This window comes from Bathymodiolus japonicus methanotrophic gill symbiont, from assembly GCF_019721995.1.
Classification (GTDB): Bacteria; Pseudomonadota; Gammaproteobacteria; order Methylococcales; family Methylomonadaceae; genus Methyloprofundus.
In genome coordinates this window covers 37949-60722 of sequence record NZ_BLYC01000006.1, presented here as the reverse complement: position 1 = coordinate 60722, position 22774 = coordinate 37949, and the positions used below count along the sequence as shown (strand labels likewise).

The 22774-nt window shown below is 41.7% G+C and carries 39 protein-coding genes and 1 pseudogene; 12 read left to right on the top strand and 28 right to left on the bottom strand.

Translation table 11 applies throughout. The features are described 5' to 3' along the window. The first annotated feature begins 62 nt into the window (after positions 1-62). Positions 63-374 carry a class I SAM-dependent methyltransferase gene (locus K6984_RS10265; RefSeq protein ID WP_221895460.1) on the top strand — a complete coding sequence of 104 codons (312 nt, stop codon included), beginning with the start codon at positions 63-65 and terminating at the stop codon, positions 372-374. On the opposite strand, the gene K6984_RS33140 is transcribed toward K6984_RS10265, so the two are convergent. Together K6984_RS33140 and K6984_RS33135 are read right to left on the bottom strand one after the other, a co-directional pair. Further along, positions 334-459, bottom strand: coding sequence for a hypothetical protein (locus K6984_RS33140; RefSeq protein WP_263458708.1), 126 nt, complete (start codon positions 457-459; stop codon positions 334-336). The genes K6984_RS10265 and K6984_RS33140 overlap by 41 nt on opposite strands. A gap of 27 nt (positions 460-486) precedes the next feature. Next, entirely contained in the window at positions 487-615 is a 129-nt protein-coding gene (locus K6984_RS33135) for a hypothetical protein (RefSeq protein ID WP_263458596.1), read from the bottom strand. Here K6984_RS33135 and K6984_RS10260 point away from each other — a divergent pair. Both K6984_RS10260 and K6984_RS10255 read left to right on the top strand, forming a co-directional pair. Further along, positions 593-3118, top strand: coding sequence for a UvrD-helicase domain-containing protein (locus tag K6984_RS10260; protein WP_221895459.1), 2526 nt, complete (start codon positions 593-595; stop codon positions 3116-3118). The genes K6984_RS33135 and K6984_RS10260 overlap by 23 nt on opposite strands. 128 nt (positions 3119-3246) lie before the next feature. Next, positions 3247-3411, top strand: coding sequence for a hypothetical protein (locus K6984_RS10255; RefSeq protein WP_221895458.1), 165 nt, complete (start codon positions 3247-3249; stop codon positions 3409-3411). A gap of 361 nt (positions 3412-3772) precedes the next feature. Here K6984_RS10255 and K6984_RS10250 read toward each other — a convergent pair whose 3' ends face one another. The 11 genes and pseudogenes from K6984_RS10250 to K6984_RS10215 all read right to left on the bottom strand — a co-directional run bounded on the left by K6984_RS10250 (position 3773) and on the right by K6984_RS10215 (position 6979). Then, on the bottom strand, positions 3773-3988 hold the full coding sequence (locus tag K6984_RS10250; protein WP_221895457.1) for a PIN domain-containing protein: 216 nt from the start codon (positions 3986-3988) through the stop codon (positions 3773-3775). A gap of 131 nt (positions 3989-4119) precedes the next feature. After that, the gene (locus tag K6984_RS36910; RefSeq protein WP_476693189.1) at positions 4120-4260 is read right to left on the bottom strand and encodes a PIN domain-containing protein; all 141 of its coding nucleotides are present in this window, start codon (positions 4258-4260) and stop codon (positions 4120-4122) included. Further along, positions 4257-4448: pseudogene (locus tag K6984_RS36100) on the bottom strand (UPF0175 family protein); the annotation flags it as partial. The pseudogene K6984_RS36100 and the gene K6984_RS36910, both read right to left, overlap by 4 nt. A gap of 183 nt (positions 4449-4631) precedes the next feature. Further along, positions 4632-4775 carry a hypothetical protein gene (locus tag K6984_RS10240; RefSeq protein WP_221895456.1) on the bottom strand — a complete coding sequence of 48 codons (144 nt, stop codon included), beginning with the start codon at positions 4773-4775 and terminating at the stop codon, positions 4632-4634. Between the two features lie 27 nt (positions 4776-4802). After that, positions 4803-4931 (bottom strand): hypothetical protein, encoded by a 129-nt coding sequence (locus tag K6984_RS33130; RefSeq protein WP_263458596.1) that lies wholly within the window; start codon positions 4929-4931, stop codon positions 4803-4805. Positions 4932-4977: 46 nt separating this feature from the next. Continuing rightward, positions 4978-5442 (bottom strand): helix-turn-helix domain-containing protein, encoded by a 465-nt coding sequence (locus K6984_RS10235; protein ID WP_221895455.1) that lies wholly within the window; start codon positions 5440-5442, stop codon positions 4978-4980. Beyond that, positions 5409-5615, bottom strand: coding sequence for a hypothetical protein (locus K6984_RS10230; RefSeq protein WP_221895454.1), 207 nt, complete (start codon positions 5613-5615; stop codon positions 5409-5411). The genes K6984_RS10235 and K6984_RS10230 overlap by 34 nt, the downstream gene beginning before the upstream one ends. A gap of 27 nt (positions 5616-5642) precedes the next feature. Next, positions 5643-5771, bottom strand: coding sequence for a hypothetical protein (locus tag K6984_RS33125; RefSeq protein ID WP_263458596.1), 129 nt, complete (start codon positions 5769-5771; stop codon positions 5643-5645). Continuing rightward, complete coding sequence (locus K6984_RS10225; protein ID WP_221895453.1) at positions 5720-6037, bottom strand: hypothetical protein; 318 nt, start codon at positions 6035-6037, stop codon at positions 5720-5722. Before K6984_RS10225 ends, K6984_RS33125 begins: the two co-directional genes overlap by 52 nt. Before the next feature lie 86 nt (positions 6038-6123). Beyond that, a complete protein-coding gene (locus K6984_RS10220) occupies positions 6124-6726 on the bottom strand; it encodes a transposase (RefSeq protein ID WP_221895452.1) in 603 nt (200 codons plus the stop codon). Positions 6727-6784: 58 nt separating this feature from the next. Then, on the bottom strand, positions 6785-6979 hold the full coding sequence (locus tag K6984_RS10215; RefSeq protein ID WP_221895451.1) for a hypothetical protein: 195 nt from the start codon (positions 6977-6979) through the stop codon (positions 6785-6787). On the opposite strand from K6984_RS10215, the gene K6984_RS10210 reads away from it, so the two are divergent. Both K6984_RS10210 and K6984_RS10205 read left to right on the top strand, forming a co-directional pair. Continuing rightward, the gene (locus K6984_RS10210; RefSeq protein WP_221895450.1) at positions 6936-7181 is read left to right on the top strand and encodes a hypothetical protein; all 246 of its coding nucleotides are present in this window, start codon (positions 6936-6938) and stop codon (positions 7179-7181) included. The genes K6984_RS10215 and K6984_RS10210 overlap by 44 nt on opposite strands. Continuing rightward, positions 7156-7374, top strand: coding sequence for a hypothetical protein (locus K6984_RS10205; RefSeq protein WP_221895449.1), 219 nt, complete (start codon positions 7156-7158; stop codon positions 7372-7374). Before K6984_RS10210 ends, K6984_RS10205 begins: the two co-directional genes overlap by 26 nt. Positions 7375-7517: 143 nt before the next feature. Here K6984_RS10205 and K6984_RS33120 read toward each other — a convergent pair whose 3' ends face one another. Continuing rightward, complete coding sequence (locus tag K6984_RS33120; protein WP_263458707.1) at positions 7518-7640, bottom strand: hypothetical protein; 123 nt, start codon at positions 7638-7640, stop codon at positions 7518-7520. A 12-nt stretch (positions 7641-7652) separates the two neighbouring features. Between K6984_RS33120 and K6984_RS10195 the strand changes: the two genes are divergently transcribed. Continuing rightward, complete coding sequence (locus K6984_RS10195) at positions 7653-7793, top strand: hypothetical protein (protein WP_221895447.1); 141 nt, start codon at positions 7653-7655, stop codon at positions 7791-7793. A 754-nt stretch (positions 7794-8547) separates the two neighbouring features. Here the strand turns inward: K6984_RS10195 and K6984_RS10190 are convergent. The 4 genes from K6984_RS10190 to K6984_RS33115 all read right to left on the bottom strand — a co-directional run bounded on the left by K6984_RS10190 (position 8548) and on the right by K6984_RS33115 (position 11621). After that, on the bottom strand, positions 8548-8898 hold the full coding sequence (locus K6984_RS10190; RefSeq protein WP_221895446.1) for a DUF1622 domain-containing protein: 351 nt from the start codon (positions 8896-8898) through the stop codon (positions 8548-8550). 95 nt (positions 8899-8993) lie between these two features. Further along, positions 8994-9500 (bottom strand): SPOR domain-containing protein, encoded by a 507-nt coding sequence (locus K6984_RS10185; RefSeq protein ID WP_230988008.1) that lies wholly within the window; start codon positions 9498-9500, stop codon positions 8994-8996. A 152-nt stretch (positions 9501-9652) separates the two neighbouring features. After that, entirely contained in the window at positions 9653-11413 is a 1761-nt protein-coding gene (gene argS, locus K6984_RS10180) for an arginine--tRNA ligase (RefSeq protein ID WP_221895444.1), read from the bottom strand. Positions 11414-11489: 76 nt separating this feature from the next. Continuing rightward, entirely contained in the window at positions 11490-11621 is a 132-nt protein-coding gene (locus K6984_RS33115; RefSeq protein WP_263458706.1) for a hypothetical protein, read from the bottom strand. Here K6984_RS33115 and K6984_RS10175 point away from each other — a divergent pair. The 3 genes from K6984_RS10175 (at position 11578) to K6984_RS10165 (ending at position 13707) form a co-directional block, all read left to right on the top strand. Beyond that, a complete protein-coding gene (locus tag K6984_RS10175) occupies positions 11578-11724 on the top strand; it encodes a hypothetical protein (protein ID WP_221895443.1) in 147 nt (48 codons plus the stop codon). The genes K6984_RS33115 and K6984_RS10175 overlap by 44 nt on opposite strands. Before the next feature lie 456 nt (positions 11725-12180). Continuing rightward, positions 12181-13023 (top strand): AI-2E family transporter, encoded by an 843-nt coding sequence (locus K6984_RS10170; RefSeq protein WP_338024484.1) that lies wholly within the window; start codon positions 12181-12183, stop codon positions 13021-13023. A gap of 150 nt (positions 13024-13173) precedes the next feature. Continuing rightward, positions 13174-13707, top strand: a complete 534-nt coding sequence (locus tag K6984_RS10165; protein ID WP_221895441.1) for a DUF4136 domain-containing protein — start codon at positions 13174-13176, stop codon at positions 13705-13707. A gap of 71 nt (positions 13708-13778) precedes the next feature. Here K6984_RS10165 and K6984_RS10160 read toward each other — a convergent pair whose 3' ends face one another. Further along, complete coding sequence (locus tag K6984_RS10160) at positions 13779-14318, bottom strand: OmpA family protein (RefSeq protein ID WP_221895440.1); 540 nt, start codon at positions 14316-14318, stop codon at positions 13779-13781. Between the two features lie 151 nt (positions 14319-14469). Between K6984_RS10160 and K6984_RS10155 the strand changes: the two genes are divergently transcribed. After that, entirely contained in the window at positions 14470-15759 is a 1290-nt protein-coding gene (locus K6984_RS10155; RefSeq protein ID WP_221894531.1) for an IS630 family transposase, read from the top strand. 136 nt (positions 15760-15895) lie between these two features. Here the strand turns inward: K6984_RS10155 and K6984_RS10150 are convergent, their stop codons facing one another. The 5 genes from K6984_RS10150 to K6984_RS10130 form a co-directional block, all read right to left on the bottom strand. Next, positions 15896-16204 (bottom strand): hypothetical protein, encoded by a 309-nt coding sequence (locus tag K6984_RS10150; RefSeq protein WP_221895439.1) that lies wholly within the window; start codon positions 16202-16204, stop codon positions 15896-15898. 37 nt (positions 16205-16241) lie between these two features. Continuing rightward, positions 16242-16637 (bottom strand): hypothetical protein, encoded by a 396-nt coding sequence (locus K6984_RS10145; protein WP_221895438.1) that lies wholly within the window; start codon positions 16635-16637, stop codon positions 16242-16244. Then, positions 16630-16770: a hypothetical protein gene (locus K6984_RS10140; protein ID WP_221895437.1), complete on the bottom strand. Its 141-nt coding sequence runs from the start codon at positions 16768-16770 to the stop codon at positions 16630-16632. Before K6984_RS10140 ends, K6984_RS10145 begins: the two co-directional genes overlap by 8 nt. Before the next feature lie 27 nt (positions 16771-16797). Next, positions 16798-17199 (bottom strand): hypothetical protein, encoded by a 402-nt coding sequence (locus tag K6984_RS10135; RefSeq protein WP_221895436.1) that lies wholly within the window; start codon positions 17197-17199, stop codon positions 16798-16800. A 364-nt stretch (positions 17200-17563) separates the two neighbouring features. Beyond that, complete coding sequence (locus K6984_RS10130; protein ID WP_221895592.1) at positions 17564-18391, bottom strand: SDR family oxidoreductase; 828 nt, start codon at positions 18389-18391, stop codon at positions 17564-17566. Positions 18392-18525: 134 nt separating this feature from the next. Between K6984_RS10130 and dnaA the strand changes: the two genes are divergently transcribed. Beyond that, the gene (gene dnaA / locus K6984_RS10125) at positions 18526-19863 is read left to right on the top strand and encodes a chromosomal replication initiator protein DnaA (RefSeq protein WP_221895435.1); all 1338 of its coding nucleotides are present in this window, start codon (positions 18526-18528) and stop codon (positions 19861-19863) included. A gap of 143 nt (positions 19864-20006) precedes the next feature. Then, a complete protein-coding gene (locus tag K6984_RS10120; protein WP_221895434.1) occupies positions 20007-20567 on the top strand; it encodes a sugar transferase in 561 nt (186 codons plus the stop codon). Positions 20568-20591: 24 nt separating this feature from the next. On the opposite strand, the gene K6984_RS10115 is transcribed toward K6984_RS10120, so the two are convergent. From K6984_RS10115 to K6984_RS10100, 4 genes are all read right to left on the bottom strand, one after another. Further along, entirely contained in the window at positions 20592-20930 is a 339-nt protein-coding gene (locus K6984_RS10115; protein WP_221895433.1) for a helix-turn-helix transcriptional regulator, read from the bottom strand. After that, positions 20902-21117 carry a hypothetical protein gene (locus K6984_RS10110; RefSeq protein ID WP_221895432.1) on the bottom strand — a complete coding sequence of 72 codons (216 nt, stop codon included), beginning with the start codon at positions 21115-21117 and terminating at the stop codon, positions 20902-20904. The genes K6984_RS10115 and K6984_RS10110 overlap by 29 nt, the downstream gene beginning before the upstream one ends. 443 nt (positions 21118-21560) lie before the next feature. Then, positions 21561-21899 carry a lipase family protein gene (locus tag K6984_RS36095; RefSeq protein WP_420831655.1) on the bottom strand — a complete coding sequence of 113 codons (339 nt, stop codon included), beginning with the start codon at positions 21897-21899 and terminating at the stop codon, positions 21561-21563. Next, the gene (locus tag K6984_RS10100; protein ID WP_221895430.1) at positions 21785-22294 is read right to left on the bottom strand and encodes a lipase family protein; all 510 of its coding nucleotides are present in this window, start codon (positions 22292-22294) and stop codon (positions 21785-21787) included. Before K6984_RS10100 ends, K6984_RS36095 begins: the two co-directional genes overlap by 115 nt. Between the last annotated feature and the right edge of the window lie 480 nt (positions 22295-22774).

Genomic DNA, 22774 nt, shown 5'->3' with positions numbered 1-22774 from the left:
TAGTCTAGCCAATACTTGCAGAGGGTTATGCACTTATTATACGAATTCAGGATCTATCAATTATGGATGTACAACAATTAGATTTCCCGGATAACCACTTTGATAGTGTTATTGGAACTTTTCTGTTTTGTTCAGTACCCGGCCCAAAGCAGGGAATACTAGAATTAAAGAGAGTCTGTAAGCCAGGCGGAGAAGTTTTATTACTAGAGCATGTACTTAGTAGTAATAAAATTGCCGCTGCAATCATGCATCTGCTAAACCCCATTACCGTGCGCTTAGTGGGTGCCAATATAAACCGTGAAACTGTAAAGACCGTACAAGCCTGTGGATTTTCTAACGCTGAAAATCAGGGAAACGGAGCTTTAGCGAAGTGAAGATTTTTAGTCCGCGATAGCCGTAGGGCCGTTGTTTTTTCGGAGTCTGAGCGTTAGCGAAGGTGGAGACAAAATAAAAGGCCATCCGACACGGCGTCAAGTCATTTGGAGCCTATGTTCCGACCCCTTGTTGGGTCGGGACGAGGTGACGAGGACGAATCGGGGCCGCCGGAGGCATAAGTGGTCGCGTTAAGTTTTTGCTGCTTGCTTGGGCTGGGATGCCCAAAACAAGCTTTCGCAAAAATAGCGACTCCCCGATGGATAAAATTGTCTCATTTGATGATAGTCAGCAAGCAGTCTATGCCTTACAGTCGCCTCTGGTAATTATTGGTTCGGCGGGTAGCGGTAAAACCGCACTGACTTTGGAAAAAATGAAACATGCTGTGGGTGATGTATTATATGTGACCCAGTCGGCTTATCTAGTCAAAAATTCACGTGATTTATATTATGCCCATAACTACGATAATGAAGATCAGCAAGTAGATTTTCTATCGTTTCAGGAATTTTTAGAAAGCATTCATGTTCCCGAAGGCAAGCCCATCACTTTTCAGCGTTTCCAGCAATGGTTTAGCCGCCATAAACAAGGCAAGCAGCTGAATGATGCGCATAAATTATTTGAAGAATTCCGTGGTGTCATTACAGGACCGGCAACTGATAAAAGCTGGCTAAGTCGAGAAGACTACTCAGCTTTAGGTATAAAAGAAACCATCTTCTTGCAAGCAGAGCGAGATGCCGTTTATAGTATTTTTGAAAAATACCTCAGTTTTTTACAAGACAATAAACTCTATGATAGCAATGTTGTTAGTCATCAGTATTTAGATAAACTGCAAGCACGTTATGATTTTATTATTGTCGATGAAGTACAAGATCTGACCAATATTCAGCTCTATTTGATTATAAAATCCCTGCATCATGTGCATGATTTTATTTTATGTGGTGACTCCAATCAGATAGTTCATCCCAACTTTTTTTCCTGGTCAAAAGTAAAAAGCCTATTTTATAAGCAAGAAGATTTAGGCGGAGCAGAAAACCTGATTCGTATTTTAAATACCAACTATCGGAACTCACCTCAGGTGACTGAGATTGCAAATAAAATACTGAAAATCAAAAATAACCGCTTTGGCTCGATTGATAAGGAAAGCCATTACCTGGTCGAAAGCAACGGTCACACGCAAGGTGAAGTGGTTTTCTTACAAGATAACGACCATATCAAACAAGAGCTGGATAAAAAAACCAAAGCTTCGACACGCTTTGCCGTCATAGTGATGAGCCCAGAGAAAAAACCGATGGCGCAAAAGCACTTTAGTACACCACTGGTTTTTACCATACAAGAAGCTAAAGGTCTGGAATACGAAAATATTATTCTTTACAATTTTCTGTCTCAGGAAGAGCAACGCTATCGGGAAATCAGTAAAGGTGTCACAGCTGAAGACCTGGATAAAGACCTTAAATTCTCCCGTACCAAAGACAAAACCGATAAATCATTAGAGATTTATAAGTTTTACATAAACTCTCTGTATGTAGCCTTAACCCGTGCGATTAAAAATCTATACTGGATAGAAAGTGCGCCTAAACAACAACTACTAGCTTTACTTGGACTGGATAATGCTCAGGCCTCTCTGGAAATTGCCGATAGCAACTCTAGCCTTGATGATTGGCGGCAAGAAGCACATAAACTGGAACTACAAGGAAAACAGGAACAAGCTGAGCGTATTCGTGAGGAAATTCTCAAACAAAAAACACCAAACTGGACAGTGATAAGTGGTGAGAGTTTAGAAGCATTGAAACAACAAGCTTTTGAACAAAACAATAAAAAAGCGAAATTAGAATTATTTGAGTATGCCTTGGTTTATGAAGACCGTAAACTACTGAATAGCTTGATCAAAGCTGATTTTAAACCGGCTAAGAATCCTGCTAAGGGACTACAGCTATTACAGCAGAAGCACTATGCAGCTTATAACTTTAAAAAACCGGATGCAGCCATAAAGCAAGTGAACCAATATGGTCCCGATTTTCGTAATCTATTTAACCAGACACCATTAATGGTTGCTGCATGGGTGAGCAATGTCGGGGTCATTAAAGCCTTATTTGAACAAGGTGCGGATACCGAAAAAGTAGATGAAAATGGATTTACCGCCTTACAAATAGCACTTTCTCAGGCAAGTGGCGATGAGAATTACGCACGTAAAAAATTAGCAGACACCTACCTCCTACTAGAACCAACAAGTATTAGTATTCAGGTTGATGGACGTTTAATTAAACTAGACAAACATCAAATGGAATTTTTTATGTTGAATATGATGATTGCTTTATTTTATCGTACATTGCCCCAAAAAATAGTATATTCGGCAGGTGCTTTTTCTAGTCAGGATTTTATGGATGCAGTTCAGCACATGCCCAACAGTGTCTTACCCGAACGGAGAAAAAAGCGGGCTTATCTTTCCAGTATTTTATCCAAAAATGAATTTACTAAAGATGATAAAAACAATCGTAAAATATTTTTTCGCATCAAGCGGGGTCATTATCTTTTCAATCCGAATCTGGCACTTAAAGTCGGAGATGAATGGGTGAATATTTATGATTTATTGTCGCTAGACAAATTAGCCATCCAGCATGAAAAACAGGAAGACTGGTGGAGAATTGATATGAATGAGCGTTTAGCTGATTCACTGGAGCATAATAAAAGATATATAAAGTCACAGATTAAAATTGTTCAGGCGAATTTGCTAAAGCCAACTCAGTAAATACATAGAATTTAAGAAATACTATGAAAGAAAAATATGATTCATCCTGGGATCAAGGTGGAAATGAAGAAGCATATGATAATAAGTTTTCAAAATACTCAGATGAAGCTTAATTATGCAGGCGCGCCATGCTACCTCACTGGCTGGACGGCTATTCGGAATGCAATTCTTGCTCCTCTCGCGTGCTGCTAGCACACGTCGAATCAGCGAATTGCCCTGTCGCTTATCAGGGACTAAAAATCACCACTTCGCTAAGCTCCGTTTCCATGATTTTCAGCGTAGGTTGGTGCTGAGGAACGAAGCCCAACAATTCAGGAACAATACCTGGAACTATAGGGAATTAGTTTGTTGAAGACAAAGAAGAAAGAGCGTATAAATTAACGTCTTACTTTTATTCTTACAGAGAAAAATATGCTGTCTTCTTATGTTAAATTATCAAGCAAAGGGTAAATTGTAACCCCCAAAGCAATACGTGAATCACAACATTGGGATACTGGTGCAGAGCTAACCCTAGTTGCTTCAGAAAGTGGAGTTATATTACAAGCAAGGAAAAATAATACAGAACAGGATATAAGTTGTTTACGTGGGATGCTGCAAAATTCAAATACCTTATTATCGACAGAGGAGCTTTGCCAGCCTATCTTGTTATGAAAGCTATTTCCCAATATCCTGTAAAACCATCTCAACAATAGCATCGCCAATGTAATACCCTGATTCACGCAAAGCATGTAATACATCACCTGCAGATGAAATGTATCCCTGAATTTTTGCCATAGCCACAATTGCAGCTGTACCGGTTATGGTTATTTTTTGGAATTTTGCCTCGGCTCTTCCCGCTTGGTCATCAATAATAAGAGTACTTTCAGGCATTTATAACGCAAGATATATTGCACTAGCCTCTCCGGAATCTACACCAGAATTGATTGTTTTCCAGCCTCCGATACAATCGCTTTGAACTTTGGGCCAGTTTGCATCGATTGCTTTTATGACGTCGGTTTTACCTATGCAGTGGTCATTCTCCAGGACTTCATCTCGTACAATCGTTGTAATAAAAACTTGTTGAAAAGTTGTTGTAGTAAGTCTAGTTTCCCAATTCGGGATAAAGCAATCAATGGTTCCGCATCGGAAATAACAACTGTCATGAGTTTTGCTTGAGCCATTGTCGGGCAACTGTTATATCATTTTTTGCATCATCCGCATTATTTCTAGTCAGAGGTATATTGAGACTAGAGAGTAAAGTGATCATATCGGATAGATTATGATTTGCCATGCGTGCAGCTGAACCAAGAGAAATAATCCCGCTTTTAAATAAAGAAATTGCAAGGGAAACCTTGACGGACTCAAGACTGGCAGTGCCATTTTTTCTAAATCAACTAATAAAGCGGTTGGGTTATCACGATTCATAACAACAACCATGTCATTCTTATGTGCTGCCCGTAAAGTGGTTGAGGGATTGTTTATTAACTGAAGTTTCCCAATAATTATTTATGGTAAAATTGAAACTATGCTACAACTATATGAAAAAAATAGTCTTTCGCTGAAAATCAGGGAAACGTAGCCTAAGCGAAGTGAAGATTTTTAGTCCGCGATAGCCGTAGGGCCGTTGTTTTGTCGGAGTCTGAGCGTTAGCGAAGGTGGAGACAAAATAAAAGGCCATCCGACACGGCGTCAAGTCATTTGGAGCCTATGTTCCGACCCCTTGTTGGGTCGGGACGAGGTGACGAGGACGAATCGGGGCCGCCGGAGGCATAAGTGGTCGCGTTAAGTTTTTGCTGCTTGCTTGGGCTGGGATGCCCAAAACAAGCTTTCGCAAAAATAGCGACTCCCCGACAAGCTCGTACTTTTCTTCTTCTTGGCGATCAGTCACAAAACGAGCTTTTTGATAACTGAAGCCCAGTTTTTTCATTAGGCTTGATAAGATAGTTCAAGTTATAACGAACTTCAGATTTTAACCAAATAAGCTCGGCAATCATCGCAGTATTCCATATTCCACAATGAAATCCATTGTCTTCTGGGCCTTTCTTTATCAACTCAACCAATTTATTTTTCTGGTCTTTAGTTAACTTTGACTTCCGACCACGTCCTTGATAGTGTTGTCCTATTAACCAACCGACACCTTTATGCATGAATGTTTTCAGCCAATTTATAATGGTTTTTTCACAGACTCCCATTAGGCGTGCTATTTCTTTGATTCCCATGCATTCACTGAACCAGAGTAGAGCTTGAGTTAATCGATATAAACAAATATTACTTAGCTTGAGAGCTGTCGCCATATTTTTTTTTAGTCGGTCTACAATTGACTTTGAAAAAGTGAGGGATACCATTTTTGACTGTTTCCGTTAGTGTTGGGACGAAAATTATAAGCCAGTTTCCCCCGCTGAAAATCCTGGAAACGGAGCTTTAGCGAAGTGAAGATTTTTAGTCCGCGATAGCCGTAGGGCCGTTGTTTTGTCGGAGTCTGAGCGTTAGCGAAGGTGGAGACAAAATAAAAGGCCATCCGACACGGCGTCAAGTCATTTGGAGCCTATGTTCCGACCCCTTGTTGGGTCGGGACGAGGTGACGAGGACGAATCGGGGCCGCCGGAGGCATAAGTGGTCGCGTTAAGTTTTTGCTGCTTGCTTGGGCTGGGATGCCCAAAACAAGCTTTCGCAAAAATAGCGACTCCCCGATTCACCGTCATATTTTAAGGCAATGACAAAGCGTTTTTTACTGTGAGAACTCACCTTTAATCGTGCACTGCTGACAGTCACTTTAATCTCTTTGCCGCCACGTACACGTATTATCTGATCAATGCCTTTGTTAATCGAATTAAAGTAGCTCTCGACTGACCTTATTCTACCTCTATATTCAATATTTTGGTTTTTACGTAATTGGCTAATCACCTGCGAGCCTCCAGATTCTTTAGCGGCTTCGTCCATAAAGGCTTTTTCACCATACAGCGCATCAGCCAGTACGCCTTTAATTTTAATCAGGCTATGCGCAACTTTAAACTCTTTTAATAAGCCTAATGCAATCTCTGTTTTGGTCGGGTAGGCACTGTACGTTCAGGCTTAATAGGCCGATCTTTTTTTGCTATACCGCTCTTTTTCAACCGTTTATCTTCTTTATCCCACTGCTTTAAGGCTGGATCCGGCATATAAAAGAAAAAACCGACAGGCACTGTAATGGATGAGGTAACTAGCAGCAATAATACTATCGTTTGTCCATTAACATACCCGCCGGAGCCTTTGTGTTTCTGCTTGTAAACCTTATAAATACGTTTTGTAGACTTAGATCGTGCTCGGTCTGATTCATCAAAGGCCAACACACCTTCAGTAATGCCATAACGTTTTAAAATTAAGACCACACTCACCCGTAGCAACCAGTCCCAGGGTATACTTGCTTTACGAAACACCCAGGATAATGCGGCTACTTTGCAATCTCCAAGGCTTGCTCGCTCAAACTTAGCCCAGCAAACAGAGTTCATTAGCAGTATGCCCGTTAAACAAGTGCCCAACCAAGCGGCTTGAATCCGTGTCAAAGCGGCTCCGGGTTTTAGCTGATTGAGCGCATCATTTAAATCGTCAATATAGCTTTGGATAAAGGTGGCTGGGGCATTCATTAACATGGGCTTACACCGATAAAATTACAACAACCTCAGAATACCTGATTTTACCTTCTCAATATCAAAAACTTGAACATCGAGTAACAGAACGTTCTACGCAGTCTCCATTGCTTGCAAAAATGCTTGCATTTGCAAAAAATGAACAGGCGCGCCATGCTACCTCACGAAATTCCGGGACTCCTGTCGCCATAATTCGTTCACCTACGCAGCGGATGGGAGATGCCCTGAACGCCCTGCGTCCGCAACGACTACGCACAAAAGCCGCTTCGTCATTACTACCTAACTGGCTGGACGGCTATTCGGAATGCAATTCTTGCTCCTCTCGCGTGCTGCTAGCACACGTCGAATCAGCGAATTGCCCTGTCGCCTATCAGGGACTAAAAATCACCACTTCGCTAAGCTCCGTTTCCATGATTTTCAGCGATTGGCACGATGGAGCAACCCTTAGGTTCAAATAAAGGCGAAAGAATTGAACAATACCTTGCCAGCACAGGTCTCGATGGTGGATATGCCTGGTGCGCTGCCTTTATTCATTTTTGCTTTCAGGAAGCCGCAAAAGAACTTGACAACCCCTGCATCAAGACAGCAGGCGTACTGAATCACTGGAATGAAGCAGGCAGGGAGTTCGCCGCATCACCCATGAGCAAGTAAAGCATGACCCACAATTAGTACAGCCCGGCATGACCTTTATTATAGATACGGGAGCTCCCGGAGGTGCTGGGCACACAGGCATAGTCGAAAAAGTTCAAGGCGGGCGGCTGGTATCAATCGAAGGTAATACCAATAACGGAGGGTCAAGAGCAGGCGCGCCATGCTACCTCACGAAATTCCGGGACTCCTGTCGCCGTAATTCGTTCACCTACGCAGCGAATAGGAGATGCTCCAGCCGCCCTGCGTCCGCCACAGACTGAGCACAAAGCAGCTCAGTCATGGCTACCACAAATGGCTCTACGGCTATTCGGGATAAAATTTTAGCCTCCCTCGCGCGCTATCGCGCACTTCGGATTGGCAAATTTCCCTGCGCCTTCTGGAGACTATCAGCCCGTCCGGGGCTGACAGCGAAGGCATAGGCGTATTCCGCCGCAATAAGCGCAAAATCAATAGCATCAATAAGGGCTTTATTGATTATAGCCGGGGGCTAGGGTAAAACTCGATGTTCAAGTTTTCAGCTATAACTGGGCTAAGAAAAGTAAATTTTTCCGGCTTTGTTTTATAAGTGATTGATTTACAATGATGTTGATGCTTTCTTTGTCAGTAAAATTATCAATAAAATCAATCAGTTAAAAAACTTGAACATCGAGTAAAACACTTTTATTTTCAAGCTGGTAAAATACTTGAAGGTTAAAGTGCTCGATTTAGCGTTTTTATTTCGAATGGTAACCCATCTTTGCAGGGTCTAATTCAATAAGTTATTGATTTGTCGTTCATGGCTTATTGATATCATAAAAACTCCTTTAAAATCAATAATTTTAAATCCTTTTGTAGTGTCAACTGGATACTTTTAAAAATGCAGGGTATTGAAATATAAGGATAGTGGTTCTAAAAGTGACGAAGATGGGTTAAGGCCGCATGGCAACAAAGCCTGTAGCGGATAGTTACTTAATAAAGCAGTTGGATTTTGAGCTTGTCGATAACGATTATTCGAATTCAGGCTGTTCTACTGCGTGTAGTATTATAAAAATGTACATATCAATTAGCCATTGTTTGCATAAACTTTATCTAGCCCTTTAACGACCACAGGTAATTGATCGTGCAAGGAATTGCTGTGACTGGTGGCGGTATTACTGGCTGGCCCTTGATTTTTCTCAATTTTATCTTAGGCACTTAGGTTTTTGGTATTTTTTGCCAGGGCCATTTCCCTTCAATTTCTAATTCTAGAGTAAAGCCTAAAAAAGTACGAATTAAGACGATAACAGACAATGCGCCAACTTGCTCCAGCGTAGGCGATATAACAACAGTCCGGATTATATCACCAGCCAATAGAAGTTCCAGCCCTAATAGAATGATTCTACCGAGCATTATGCGATACGCATTGTAAGTAACTGCCAGGTCAGTTTTTTTCAAGTGCAAAAGAAACCACCCACTGGCAACGAAGCTACCGACTAAAATTATTAAAACGCCCATTGCTTCGATGGCATAGCCACCGACTTGAATTATTTCTTTGAAAATTTCCATGATTTTTTCTTAATTCTAAAGGTCGTTCTTTCCGCTAAAGGGTTGCTTATTCTAAGACATTGTATCGTTCGTCTGGGTATTTCACCTTTTCCCTGCTATTTTTTTACTTCGATCACCAGCGCATCCATTTTATTGGATTTAAGGCGGGATTGTATGGCATCTACTGAGGCCAGTCGATTGTATGGGCCCATTTTGACTCGGTACCATGTTGCTGAGCCTATCACGGCTTTTTCAATCTTGGGCGAAAAGCCCATCATGATTAATTTTGCTTTCAAGCTATCGGCATCCTTGTGTTTACGGAAAGCTCCCGCTTGAACGGAGTATTGCCCCCCCGCCTTAGCTTTACCTACCCGCTCTTCCCGTTTGCGGGTTTTTACTTCATGATCGGGAATAACAAATTCAGCTTCAGGGAGAATGGTATAAAAATCATATTGAATATCATGCTGAGCTGCTGGTTTTTTAACGCTCTTAGTGGGTTTAGACGTTTTTTTAGCGACTGGCTTGCTAACCTCTCTAGCCAAAGGCTTAGTTAGCCTAGTGGCTTGGCTTGGTTCTGGCGTTTGGGAAAGGCTGTATAAAAAATAAGCAAATAAGCCAAGCAAAATTATAACCAATCCCCAGCGCCATAGTGGCACGCTCTCCTGCCCGTTTGCAGAATTTGCTCGCGCAACAGGTGTGCGCCTGTTGATTTTTGGTGCCTGACGTTTAGGAGCCTGGCCTGATTTACTGGCTCTGTGCTTATAGTCTCTTGCCATTACATTGCTTCCGGCGTATTAATCCTGAGTAGGCTTAAGCCATTTGCTATGACCTGCTTGACAGAATAAATTAAATTCAATCGTGCATTACGCAGTGCGACATCATCTACAATAAATTGCTGAGCATTATAATAGCTATGAAACTCGGCCGCTAATTCGCGTAAATAATTGATTAATAAATGCGGCTCAAATTGCACTGCTGCACGTTCCAGTACTTCAGGGTAGCGGGTCAGACTACTTACCAACGCGATTTCCTGCTCTACAGTTAGTTTATCCAGATTATCATCCCCAGTCTGGATATCACGCTGCAAGCCTTTTTCAGCTAATTGTTTTAACACGCTACAGACGCGTGCATGCGCGTATTGCACATAAAACACAGGGTTTTCATTAGTTTTAGACGTGGCCAGCTTTAGATCAAAATCCATATGCTGCTCAGATTTGCGCATTACATAGAAAAAACGTGCGGCATCCTGACCCACTTCATTACGCAGCTGGCGCAAGGTAACAAATGACCCTGAACGCGTGGACATTTGCACTTGCTCGCCACCACGGTATAACACCGCAAACTGTACCAGTAAAACCTTCAGCTTTTCAGTGTCTGCACCCAGTGCCTGCATAGCAGCCTTTACCCGGGGAATATAGCCGTGATGATCTGCGCCCCAGATATTAATGATCTGGTCAAAGCCGCGCGCCAGCTTATGCATATGATAGGCGATATCTGAAGCGAAATAGGTACTTTGACCATTTTCACGCACCACTACCCGGTCTTTCTCATCGCCAAGGCGGCTGGACGCAAACCAGGTTGCACCATCTTTTTCATATAAATACCCGGCTTCACCCAGGCGCTTTAATGCTTCATTAATAGAGCCGTCATCCATTAGTTGACGCTCAGAAAACCACTGCTGGTAATCTACACCAAACTCGCTTAAGTCATGGCGGATATCAGCCAGTATTTCATTGAGACCCGCCTGGAACACATTACGATATTGCTTATCACCCAGCAGCGTTTTTGCGCGAGCAATTAATGCATCTATATGAATGTCCTTATCGCCACCTTGTGGCTCGTCTGCGGGAATTTCTTCAAAAACAAGTGCCACAGGGTGGCGATATTCGTTATTTGATTCACGGTGCAGCTTAGCTGCAATTTCGCGTATATAATCGCCGCGATAACCATTGCTGGGAAAAGTAAGCACTTCGCCACACTCTTCTAGGTAACGTAGCCAGACACTGGCAGCAAGGATATCCATTTGCCGGCCTGCATCATTAACGTAGTATTCACGTTCCACTTCAAAACCAACTGCAGTCAGTAAGTCAGCAACCGCCGAACCGTATGCCGCGCCACGCCCATGCCCGACATGCAAAGGTCCTGTGGGATTGGCAGAAACAAACTCGACCTGCACCTTTTTACCGACACCTATCTGGCTTAGCCCAAACTTTTTACCTTGCTCATGAATAGTGGTAATAATCTGGTATTGCGCTTTAGGGTCTATGAAAAAATTAATAAACCCGGGGCCTGCAATCTCGACTTTGGTAATTGCTTTATCTAAAGGTAGCGCTGTAATGATTTTGTCCGCTAGCTGACGCGGGTTCATTTTGGCGGGTTTTGCCAGCATCATGGCTAGATTAGTCGCAAAATCACCGTGCTGCAGATCACGAGCACGCTCAATATTGATTTTGGGATTGAGTTCTCGCTCTAAAGTACCGTCTGTTTTCAGTGTTTCTACGGCGTGTACCAAGAGAGATTCTAACTTTTGTTTCATGCGCTTATGGAATTAAACTGACTTAGCAAATCTTTCTATTATCCCTGAAAAAACTCACTGACGATAGTAAAATTTATTATCTGGATATATGTTTATTTGCCGAGTTTTCTTTGCGTACCGAATAGCCGTCCAGCCAGTGAGGTAGTAATGACGAAGCGGCTTTTGTGCGTAGTCGTTGCGGACGTAGGGCGTTCAGGGCATCTCCCATCCGCTGCGTAGGTGAACGAATTATGGCGACAGGAGTCCCGGAATTTCGTGAGGTAGCATGGCGCGCCTGTCTGTTTCAGGAGACGGAATCAGCTCCCAGATAGTTTTCCACAGCCCAGCCCACGGCAAAGTTGAAGAAGCCATGAAAGTGTAAAAGCGCTTATTCTTGATCTCAAACCCAAACAACGTATCAAGGCAACGCCAAAGATTAGATGTCATCGACGACGTAAAGGGAACGAGAATAGACAGGATCGTGTAAACAAACAGAGAGGCTCGTTCGCGGCCTAAAGTGGTTTTGGAAAAATGATCTTGAAGCGGGAGTAAAATATCGCGTAAAATGAACATGAATGAGGTCGTTTTATTTGTATAATCAATGTGTTATAAACTTTCATTATACAGTAAAACTAGGCCTAATTAACGATTAACCTGTTGTTTTTAAAAAGAATTCAAGGCTTTTAGCCAGCGGAATGCCATTAATATTAGCAATACCTAATATTGCTTAAAAATAAGCATTAGCTGATATTCTTATGCTTTAAAAACTAGGAAACTTCAGCTTTGAAATTATTAAGCCGTTTACAATTATTATGGTCTGGGGGATTATTATTGCGGTTGCTATTTTCCCACTTTATAACAAGCTAAGCCTGGCTCTTGGCAGACGCTTTAAACTCACTGCAATACTTTATACACTATTGGCATTAAGCCTGTTAATTGGCCCCTCAATACTGCTGTCTAGTTCACTAGTAGAAACGTCTGCGCACCTGGCAAAAGGCTTTAGTGAGGGTAGCCTGGTTGTTCCGCCACCGGCTAAAAGTGTTAGCGAATGGCCGTTGATCGGGGATAAGGTGTATGCCTTCTGGAATCAGGCTTCTAATAATCTGGAAAATACGCTAAAACAAAATATCCCGGCGATTAAAAAGCTCGGGGAAGCGTTTATTTCTGCTGTCGCAGGTGTCGGTGGTAGCATTCTACAATTTATTTTTTCTATCATTATCTCCGGGATTTTTTTAGTCAACACCCAGAAAGCCTACGATGTAGCGGTAAAAATTGCATCGCGGCTGACTGATAGCGAACAAGGACCACAGTTTACCAATCTTGCAATTGCTACCATTCGTAGTGTTGCGCAGGGGGTACTTGGCGTAGCCTTGATTCAAGCGACACTCGCCGGAATGGGGATGTATGTTATGGATATACCCGGCTGGGGGCTCTGGACCTTAATGATTCTTATTCTTGCAGTCGCGCAATTACCCCCGCTTTCAGTCCTGATTCCAGCCATGTTTTATGTCTTTTCAGTCGCGGCAACAACACCCGCAATAATTTTTGCCGTATGGAGCATTGTGGTCAGTATGAGTGATAGCTTTCTCAAACCCATGCTTTTAGGCCGTGGTATGGATACCCCACACTGATTATCCTGCTCGGCGCTATTGGTGGCATGATGTGGGTTGGAATTCTGGGTCTATTTGTCGGTGCTATTACTCTGGCACTAGGTTATGAGATATTTATGGCATGGCTGGATAAGGATATTGAAAGTGCATAATATGTTGCAGTTATATCTATTGCCTTTTAGCCTGTTAATACTCTTACAATGCTGCGTACCCTATACCAGGGATATTGAGGTTAAAACAGAAGTCGGCACTCAAGCTGATCTTAGTGACTACAACACTTACACCTGGCTAGAAACTATGTCTACGCTGAATGACCCCAGTGGGAAATGGCAGCCTACGGGTCTGGATTTGGCAGGAGAAATTAAGTTTTTTATTGATCGTGAGCTGCAAGATCATGGCCTGCACCTTAACACCACCGATCCGGAATTAGGCGTAGCATTCCAGTTTGGTGCAGATATGCAGTCTTTAAAGCTCCAGCAAAATCCGAAATCCAAACTTGCCGTTTTAAGCAATGTGCCTGATGCGACACTGGCGGTTATATTAATTGATACCGTGACCAAAGACATTATCTGGATTAGTAAGGCAGAAGCTGAGATACAGCAAGGATACGATGCGGAATTAGTACGTAAGCGTATTGACTACACGATTACTAAAATGTTTAAAGCGCTGGGTAAAAAATCGTTTTTTAGTGGTTTTTGGGGTTAATTAAGTAAAAAGGAGCGAGATCTAAAATTGCAATGATACAGCTCCTTTTTTAGCAGAGAGGTATCAGGCTATTATTGTAATATAACTCCCATAAAGTGAATTTCAACCCGCCGTTCTATGGCCTGGCTTTCCTCTGTAGTAGCATCCGACTTCGATTCGGTAGCTCCCATTCCGATCACTTTGATTTCATTATGAGGAATATCTGTTTGTTGCTCTATATAGTCTGCAACTGCTTGTGCCCTGCGTAGCGACAAGCTTTGATTATAGCTCGCATCACCGCTATTATCAGTATAGCCAATGACCTCGATATCCAGAGTGTTTTTCACCTTGCCTCGGTATTTGGCTATCCGCTCATCCAGAATAGCCCTACTGTCATCAGATAATTCAGCCTCGTCATGCGCAAATAACAGAGCGCCATTTAAAACTATAAAATCATCCACCGTTGTGGTTAAACTTATTGCGGTTTCATTAGCGACTATTTCTTCTGTCACCACAACAACTTGCTCTGATGGTATTCCGGCTTCTTGAACAGGGTGTGATTTTTCACATTGCACGGTCATAATGAGTAGCAATATGACAAACGCAACCCAGATAATTACTTTAATATCCATTTAACTGAAGTTTCCCAATAATTATTTATGGTAAAATTGAAACTATGCTACAACTATAGACTTTCAGAAAATTAATTTCCGAACAAACAAAAACGACAGAGGGGAAACTGGCTTATAATTTTCGTCCCAACACTAACGGAAACAGTCAAAAATGGTATCCCTCACTTTTTCAAAGTCAATTGTAGACCGACTAAAAAAAAATATGGCGACAGCTCTCAAGCTAAGTAATATTTGTTTATATCGATTAACTCAAGCTCTACTCTGGTTCAGTGAATGCATGGGAATCAAAGAAATAGCACGCCTAATGGGAGTCTGTGAAAAAACCATTATAAATTGGCTGAAAACATTCATGCATAAAGGTGTCGGTTGGTTAATAGGGCAACACTATCAAGGATGTGGTCGGAAGTCAAAGTTAACTAAAGACCAGAAAAATAGATTGGTTGAGTTGATAAAGAAAGGCCCAGAAGACAATGGATTTCATTGTGGAATATGGAATACTGCGATGATTGCCGAGCTTATTTGGTTAAAATTTGAAGTTCGTTATAACTTGAACTATTTATCAAGCCTAATGAAAAAACTGGGCTTCAGTTATCAAAAAGCTCGTTTTGTGACTGATCGCCAAGAAGAAGAAAAGTACGAGCTTGAAAGAAAAACGTGGCTGGAAGAAACATTGCCTGCCATTATGGAAAAGGCGGTAGAAGAAAAGAGTGTCGTTTTATTCGGTGATGAGGTGTCATTTGCTATGTGGGGTTCATTGGCACGAACCTGGGCTCCAATAGGAGAGCAACCCACAGTGAAAACATCAGGGATTCGAAAAGGGTTGAAAATGTTTGGTACGATCGAACTCGAAGGAGGGAGTTTTCAATACCGAGAATCATTGGCTTATGAGATAAAACCAAAGTCACTTAGACTTTTAAAAGAAGCTGGGCTGCCTCAAGAATTTTTAGCTATTCTTAAAAGCTTAAAAAATGAGAAATATCCAACACAGAAGCTTTTTATGGAAGCGATATATTCTATTGCCGACAACGTCTTAATCGAGAGTTATAAGCCAATGATATTACAACACGCTGAAACATCTGGGCGTTTTAATGGTGAAAGCTATGTTGAGTTTTTAACACAATTGCTGGCTTATTATAAAGGCAAGATTATTCTAATTGAAGATGGTGCCCCGTATCATGGAAGCGGTGTTATTAAGGAATTTAAGTTAGCTAATGTAGATCGTTTGACAGTAGAACGTCTCCCTGCGTTCTCGCCGGATTTTAATCCGATTGAGAAATTATGGAAAAATACGAAACGCGATTCGACTCATATGAAGTATTTTAAAACTTTTGAAGATCTTCATGATTCAGTTGTGCAAACTTTTAACACTTATATGTATGATGCCAGTAAAGTGATTTGTGTTATGCAAAAATTGCGGGAAGATTTCGTTGTTACCGCCTAAGTTTAAGCGCTCCAAATTTGGAAATTATTTATCTGAGAAACTATATGCTACAACTATATGAAAAAAAATAGTCTTTTCATTCGTTTCAAATGCTATTGCCTAAGGGGAATTAAGTAGGGGTTTGCTATAAACATCATCAGTGTTCCCCTATCAATTGAGGCCGTGAAACTAACCTCGCCACAAGAGAGCTCATAAAGCACTGTAAAGACATTCCTGTTATTATTGCGTTTTGAACTGCTCGAATGGTATACGAGCTGATACGAGATATTCTTGCCTGGAAAAATAATGGATTCACAAAACGATCTCGTTTTTTGGCCTGTTGCTGCCTTATCTCCAGAGCCTCGCTATATTTTTTATCCGATGGATGAATCAATTCTGGCTGTTGTGTTTTTGAAATCTCTGCAAACACGCGCATTAAATTATAGCTCATTGCAGTCAGGCGCATTTGATTTTCAAGTGAGCGGGTATTGGAAGACCAAGCTTTAGTTTCCTTGAAATCGCGTTAAGTTTTTGCCGCTTGCTTGGGCTGGGATGCCCAAAACAAGCTTTCGCAAAAATAGCGACTCCCCGCTGTTTTGCTTTTCAATATGATCTCGTAACACAGGTATTTCTTGATGTCTCTGAGTTCCGTTTGTCACCAGACAAAGAAATCTGAGCAACCCACTTCTGAGATTCAACGCGTAAATCCCCCCCCCGGCCGCATAAACTTTCCCCTTGCTGTTTTTTTCAGTATGGCAGGCATGATCAATAAAATGTCCATCCGCTGCTTCTATGGTGTATTCGTCAAGTTCCGGGAATGCTTTAAGATAATCAATGCCTTGCGATAGTAGTGTTTCAGAGTGAAGATGATAGCTCTGCTGTTCAAATGCCTCAAGCATACTTGTTCGTCCGCTGAAAATCAGGGAAACGTAGCCTAAGCGAAGTGATGATTTTTAGTCCGCGATAGCCGTAGGGCCGTTGTTTTGTCGGAGTCTGAGCGTTAGCGAAGGTGGAGACAAAATAAAAGGCCATCCGACACGGCGTCAAGTCATTTGGAGCCTATGTTCCGACCCCTTGTTGGGTCGGGACGAGGTGACGAGGACGAATCGGGGCCGCCGGAGGCATAAGTGGTCGCGTTAAGTTTTTGCTGCTTGCTTGGGCTGGGATGCCCAAAACAAGCTTTCGCAAAAATAGCGACTCCCCGATATGCGACTTCAGTGATTTAAAATACGTTGAGTGGGGAAGCAGCTGGCCATAAATCTGTTCATTGGTTTGGAGGAAATGGCTACCACTATCGACTACACTGATACAGCGTAATAACCCAAGGCGAATAAAGTCGATATCCTTCAACTCTGGGCATGAACGAGACCACAAAGGATGACGCTCTGCTAACAGGGCACGTTCCATACTTTCATTGCAGTGTTGGTGAATATGTTCAGAGAGTGGTAGCTCTTTAAGCATGGGTGATATCCGTTTATGAGGTGATTAAAACGGAAATTTTTAGAAAATTTTTTTCGGCAATTGCAAGCTTTATTTGAAATTATTTGTTGTTTTTTTACGGTGCCTACAGAGTGTCTATTTGCTGTTATAATTGATTAAAATCAAAAAGATGGAAATATTCGAGTGGTGCTACCTTCAGGTAGGTTATAGGCTGCTTTGTTTAGGTACTTCTTCTTTCAATGGGAACACTGATGATAAACATGGCAAAACCACCTAAAATAAACCTCGATACACCAGCATTGTGTATTTCAGCTACTCAATAATTGGGACACTTCAGTTCATTTAAGTGTTCCTCTTTTTAAGTTAAATTTATATAGTGCCTTGGCTAGACTTTGCGTGCCAGATAATCAAGCCAGCTAGCGGGTAAAAACCTTTTTAAATAGCCAAATAAATACGTAGGGAAAGTCACATAATAACGAATTTTAGGCTGCTTTGCTTCCATGGCATGAATAACCTTCTGCACGACGGCATCAGGCGGAAGAGTAAACGGCACAGCAGGACCTTTTTTTTGCAGGCGCAGCGCCATAGTCTGGTAGGTTTCCTGGTGCGGGCTATGGGTAGGATCTATATTTTTTTGAAATAATGCAAATGCATTTTTACGAAAATCGCTACTAATAGGCCCAGGCTCGATCAATGAAAGATGAATGTTGGTTCCATGTAACTCCAGGCGTAGTGTATCGACTAGCCCTTCCAGGGCAAATTTACTGGCGTTATAAGCGCCGCGATAAGTCATCGCAATAAAGCCCAGTATCGAGCTATTATAAATAATCCGACCTTTACCTTGCGCGCGCATTAATGGAATAATCAGGTTGGTTAATTCATGTGTGCCAAAGAAATTTGTTTCAAACTGCTCACGCAATACATCCCGACTCAAATCCTCTACCGCACCCGGTTGTCCAAAGGCACCATTATTGAATAAGCCATCGATTTTACCCTCGGTCATTGCGGTCACTTGTTTAACCGCTTGTTGAATACTTTCGCTATCTGCTAAATCCAGTTGCACCGTTTCAAATCCTTCACTACTCAAACGCGCAACATCTTCAGCTTTTCTGGCAGAAGCAATTACGCGATAACCACGTTGCTTTAAAAGTACCGCTGTTCGATAACCGATCCCAGTTGAGCAGCCTGTTATTAATATCGTTAGTGTATTCATTTTAGTTATTAATTGAAGAGTGATATGCACTTTTATGCTATGATTTACCTTAACTGAAGCATGCTTCAGATCCTGTTTTTTCTTATACCTAACAGCGCTATAGCTGCTGTTTACTTAATCCTGTGAATCGTTTAATGAGCTCTATCTGGAATTCCTGTCTTTCCCGTCTTGAAAATGAAATCTCTACAAATGATTTAAACACCTGGATTCGGCCATTACAAGCGCAAGATGAAAAAGATGTGATTACACTGCTGGCACCTAACCAGTTTATTATTGCGCATGTAAAAGATCATTTCATAGCTAAAATTGAAGATGCCGTCTATGAATTCTCCAGTGGCCAATATACTGTAAAAATGGCGATCGGCACAAAAAGCGTTAAACCGACCGTTGTACCAAATCGCAACACCCGTGTGATTGGTTCGGCAAATGAGCCGCAGAAAAAGAAAAAAACACCCACCTTTATTAATACCGCTTTTACCTTTGAAAATTTCGTTGAAGGTAAATCCAATCAACTAGCAAAAGCCGCTTCTATACAGGTTTCTGAAAATATAGGCAAAGCCTATAATCCTCTGCTGATCTATGGTGCATCTGGGTTAGGAAAAACACATTTAATGCATGCTATTGGCAATGCAATACTGGCAAAAAATCCTAATGCAAATGTAGTGTATTTACACTCAGAAAAATTTGTTCAGGATATGGTCAGGGCATTCCAGCAAAACAGCATTAATGCGTTTAAAGAATATTACCGTAATGTAGATGCATTATTTGTTGATGATATCCAGTTTTTTGCCGGAAAAGAACGCTCACAGGAAGAGTTTTTTCATACCTTTAACACCCTGCTGGAAAAGAAAAACCAGGTAGTTCTAACCTGTGATAAATACCCAAAGGAAATTGAAGGCCTGGAAGATCGGCTAAAATCACGTTTTGGCTGGGGCTTACCCGTGGCTGTCGAGCCGCCTGATCTGGAAACACGCGCCGCAATTTTAATCAACAAAGCCCAGCAAAATGGCGTTGAACTAGATCACGAAGTTGCTTTTTTTATAGGTAAACGTATTCCATCCAATGTACGAGACCTAGAAGGTGCATTACGCCGTGTTCTGGCAAATGCCCAGTTTACCGGGGCAGATATCAGCATTGATTTTGCCAAAGAAGCACTACACGATTTAATCTCCTTGCAAGATAAACTGGTCAGCATCGACAATATTCAAAAAACCGTTGCCGATTACTTCAAAATAAGAATCGCTGATTTACTCTCTAAAAGCCGTAAACAATCAGTCACCCGGCCTCGGCAAATTGCCATGTCACTCGCAAGGGAATTAACCAGCCATAGCTTGCCGGAAATTGGTGATGCCTTTAGTGGTCGCGACCATACTACGGTTATTAATGCCTGCAAACGGATTAAAGCATTACGTACCAGCGAATATAAAGTTGATGAAGATTATGCCAATTTATTACGTACTTTATCGCATTAAAAACCGGAATCGGGGTCTTTAGCCCCGCATCCTTGTTACGCAAATAAAGAGTAGTAAAAATAAATTGTATTATTGTAGAGCGGATTTCAGCATGAACTGCGAGCTAAAGCCACGCTCAACAACATTAATTAAGCAAAGAAATAATGAAACGAGCCTTTGATATTATTTTTTCCCTCTTTTTAATACTACTTCTAGGTATCCCGATTCTAATAATTGCACTGCTAGTCAAACTGACCTCACCAGGCTCCGTTTTATACTGGTCGGATCGGGTAGGCTTAAACAATGACTTGTTTAAAATGCCTAAATTTAGAAGCATGAAAACTGATACGCCCGAAGTGGCTACACATTTATTAACCGATCCGCAAAGCACTCTAACCCCGATCGGAAATTTTCTGCGCAAAACCAGCCTGGATGAATTACCTCAATTATGGAATATCCTAAAAGGCGAAATGAGTTTTGTCGGCCCACGGCCAGCCTTATTTAATCAAAATGATTTAATAGCACTACGAACTGAACAAGGCATACAGACATTGGTTCCGGGCTTAACTGGCTGGGCACAAATAAATGGCCGTGATGAATTGCCTATTCCCGAAAAAGTGAAGCTGGATGCTGAATATCTACACAATCTGTCTTTCACCTGGGATCTGACTATCCTTTGGCTAACCTTTTTCAGAGTAATTACCAGGTATGGAGTAAGGCATTAAGTCATCACAATTTGGCTTAATCTATTACCCTCTATAAGCCCTCGGCGATATCCCAGTCCAGCGCTTAAAAGCCCTGGAAAAAGAACTCAACTCAGAAAATCCAAGTAAAAAAGAAATCTCATTCAGATTCAAACTACTGTCCTTAATATACTTGTCAGCAAGCTCATGTCTTAAGTCATTAAGAACAACTCTAAAAGTAGTCTCAGATTGCTGCAGTCTGCGGTGAAAAGTTCTGTTGGACATATACAGTGCATCATCAACAGTACTGTCTGTTAGCCCGCCTGAAGGTAATTGCTCAATAATTACCGCTTTAACTCGATCAACAATATTATCCTCATCCAGTTTTGCCAGGTAATTGATCATGTAACTGTGCAAGCATTGGATTGTCAGAGATTAATCTTTTATCAACCACCGCTTGAGTAAAAGTGATCTTATTAGCTGGTGCATCAAAAGTTACTGGACACTTAAACTCGATGTTCAAGTTTTTTAACTGATTGATTTTATTGATAATTTTACTGACAAAGAAAGCATCAACATCATTGTAAATCAATCACTTATAAAACAAAGCCGGAAAAATGTACTTTTCTTAGCCCAGTTATAGCTGAAAACTTGAACACCGAGTTTTAAGCACATTATCGTTGCTATTTTATGATATTAAATTGCGGAAGTAACTGTAGCGGATAGCATACTCGACGATGATTTAATAAAAAATAAGAATACACCTTCTCACTACATTACACATGACCCATATGGGTCAAAATTAAGCAAATTGCGGAGATACCATGTATGCCAGATAGTCTAGACAGACTAATAAATGGGACAGGCTCAGGGAGCGCAGCGCACATATTCTCAACGCTCTATATGTAAATGATATTTCAGCTGCTTGTATTTGTTATGACCACGGAGTGCTTACTGCACGATTATTATTAATCAATGCAACATAGCCCTCAGAACCATGGTCCCTAAGTGCATCGATACCAAAGTCACCAACATCTACCTTAATTCCATTCCATTCCATTGATCCCAGAGTTTCTTCCACCAGGGGATAGTGGAACGTAATATGCCATTGCTGTCTATGTAGAGTTTCTGACCAACGTGGGCGTACTTGAATACTAGCCCGGGGAGCGGGTTCTGCGTTACCACATCATTGTTATTAACAAAGCGAAAACATTTTTCTGCCAGCGCAGCATCAAAACCTGCGGCAAAGTCTTCATCCCCTACGCGTGGCTGACCAATGGATAAATACCATGAGCCACTTTGCGGTCTTTTAGTACATATTCCGCTGCAGCAAGTGTTGCCAGCGCTGCACCCAGGCTGTGACCACAAAACCACACGCTTTGATTGTTATCCTGAAACTGATCTATGCAATTGCGCATATCTGCCCAGACTTCACGTAAGGCATCTTGAAAAACTCTGTGTACTTTTCCGACTGGGCCGGGTTCCGGTTTAAGTTGTGTATCGGCCAGAAAGTCTTTGACTTTCATTTCCGTGCCGCGAAAAGCCACGATGATCATTTTGTCGTTGCCGGCTATGTAAGCCTGCGTGCTGGGTCCAGTAAAGAACTTGAAATTATTAAGTTCCAGCTCATCCATCACTTTTTTGATTGATGCTTCTGGCTTATAAGCGAGTTTTGCGCAATCGGTAAGAAATAGAGCATTTTCACCGGTGTAGCGCATAGTGTCCGGATTGAACTTACTGAAGTCTGCTTGAAAATTGTAATCGTTCATTGTTTTATCCTCTTTTAGCGTTAGCTGAAAATAAGGAAACCTTAATTACACGATGACCTAGCTCCTTAATCGTTCAGTTGATATAAGATTATCATTTGTTACGCTGATTTTATTACGATGGATCAATATGATACGAACCCTATTCCTCACACAGCTTGGTGCTTTATCAATCAGCGTTTAACAAGGGCGATGATTGAAGTTGAGCATACTAGTACAGCACCGTGTTGGAAAAAATGCATAGTGAATAAAGTTTAATGTTAAATCAACAGTGCAAAAAACGACTCTATCCATCAAAGCAACACAGTGCTGTGCTGTACTCTCTTCAATCTGCTTATTCAGTATACGCCCAAAAACATTAGCTGAAAAATCCATGTCCGCTGTATAAAGTTCAGTATATGGGTCGCTGGTTTTAGCTGGCACTGATATTACCCCGTGTAAACTAAAGCCTATGCCTCCACAGAAGTACAAGAACTGATGCAC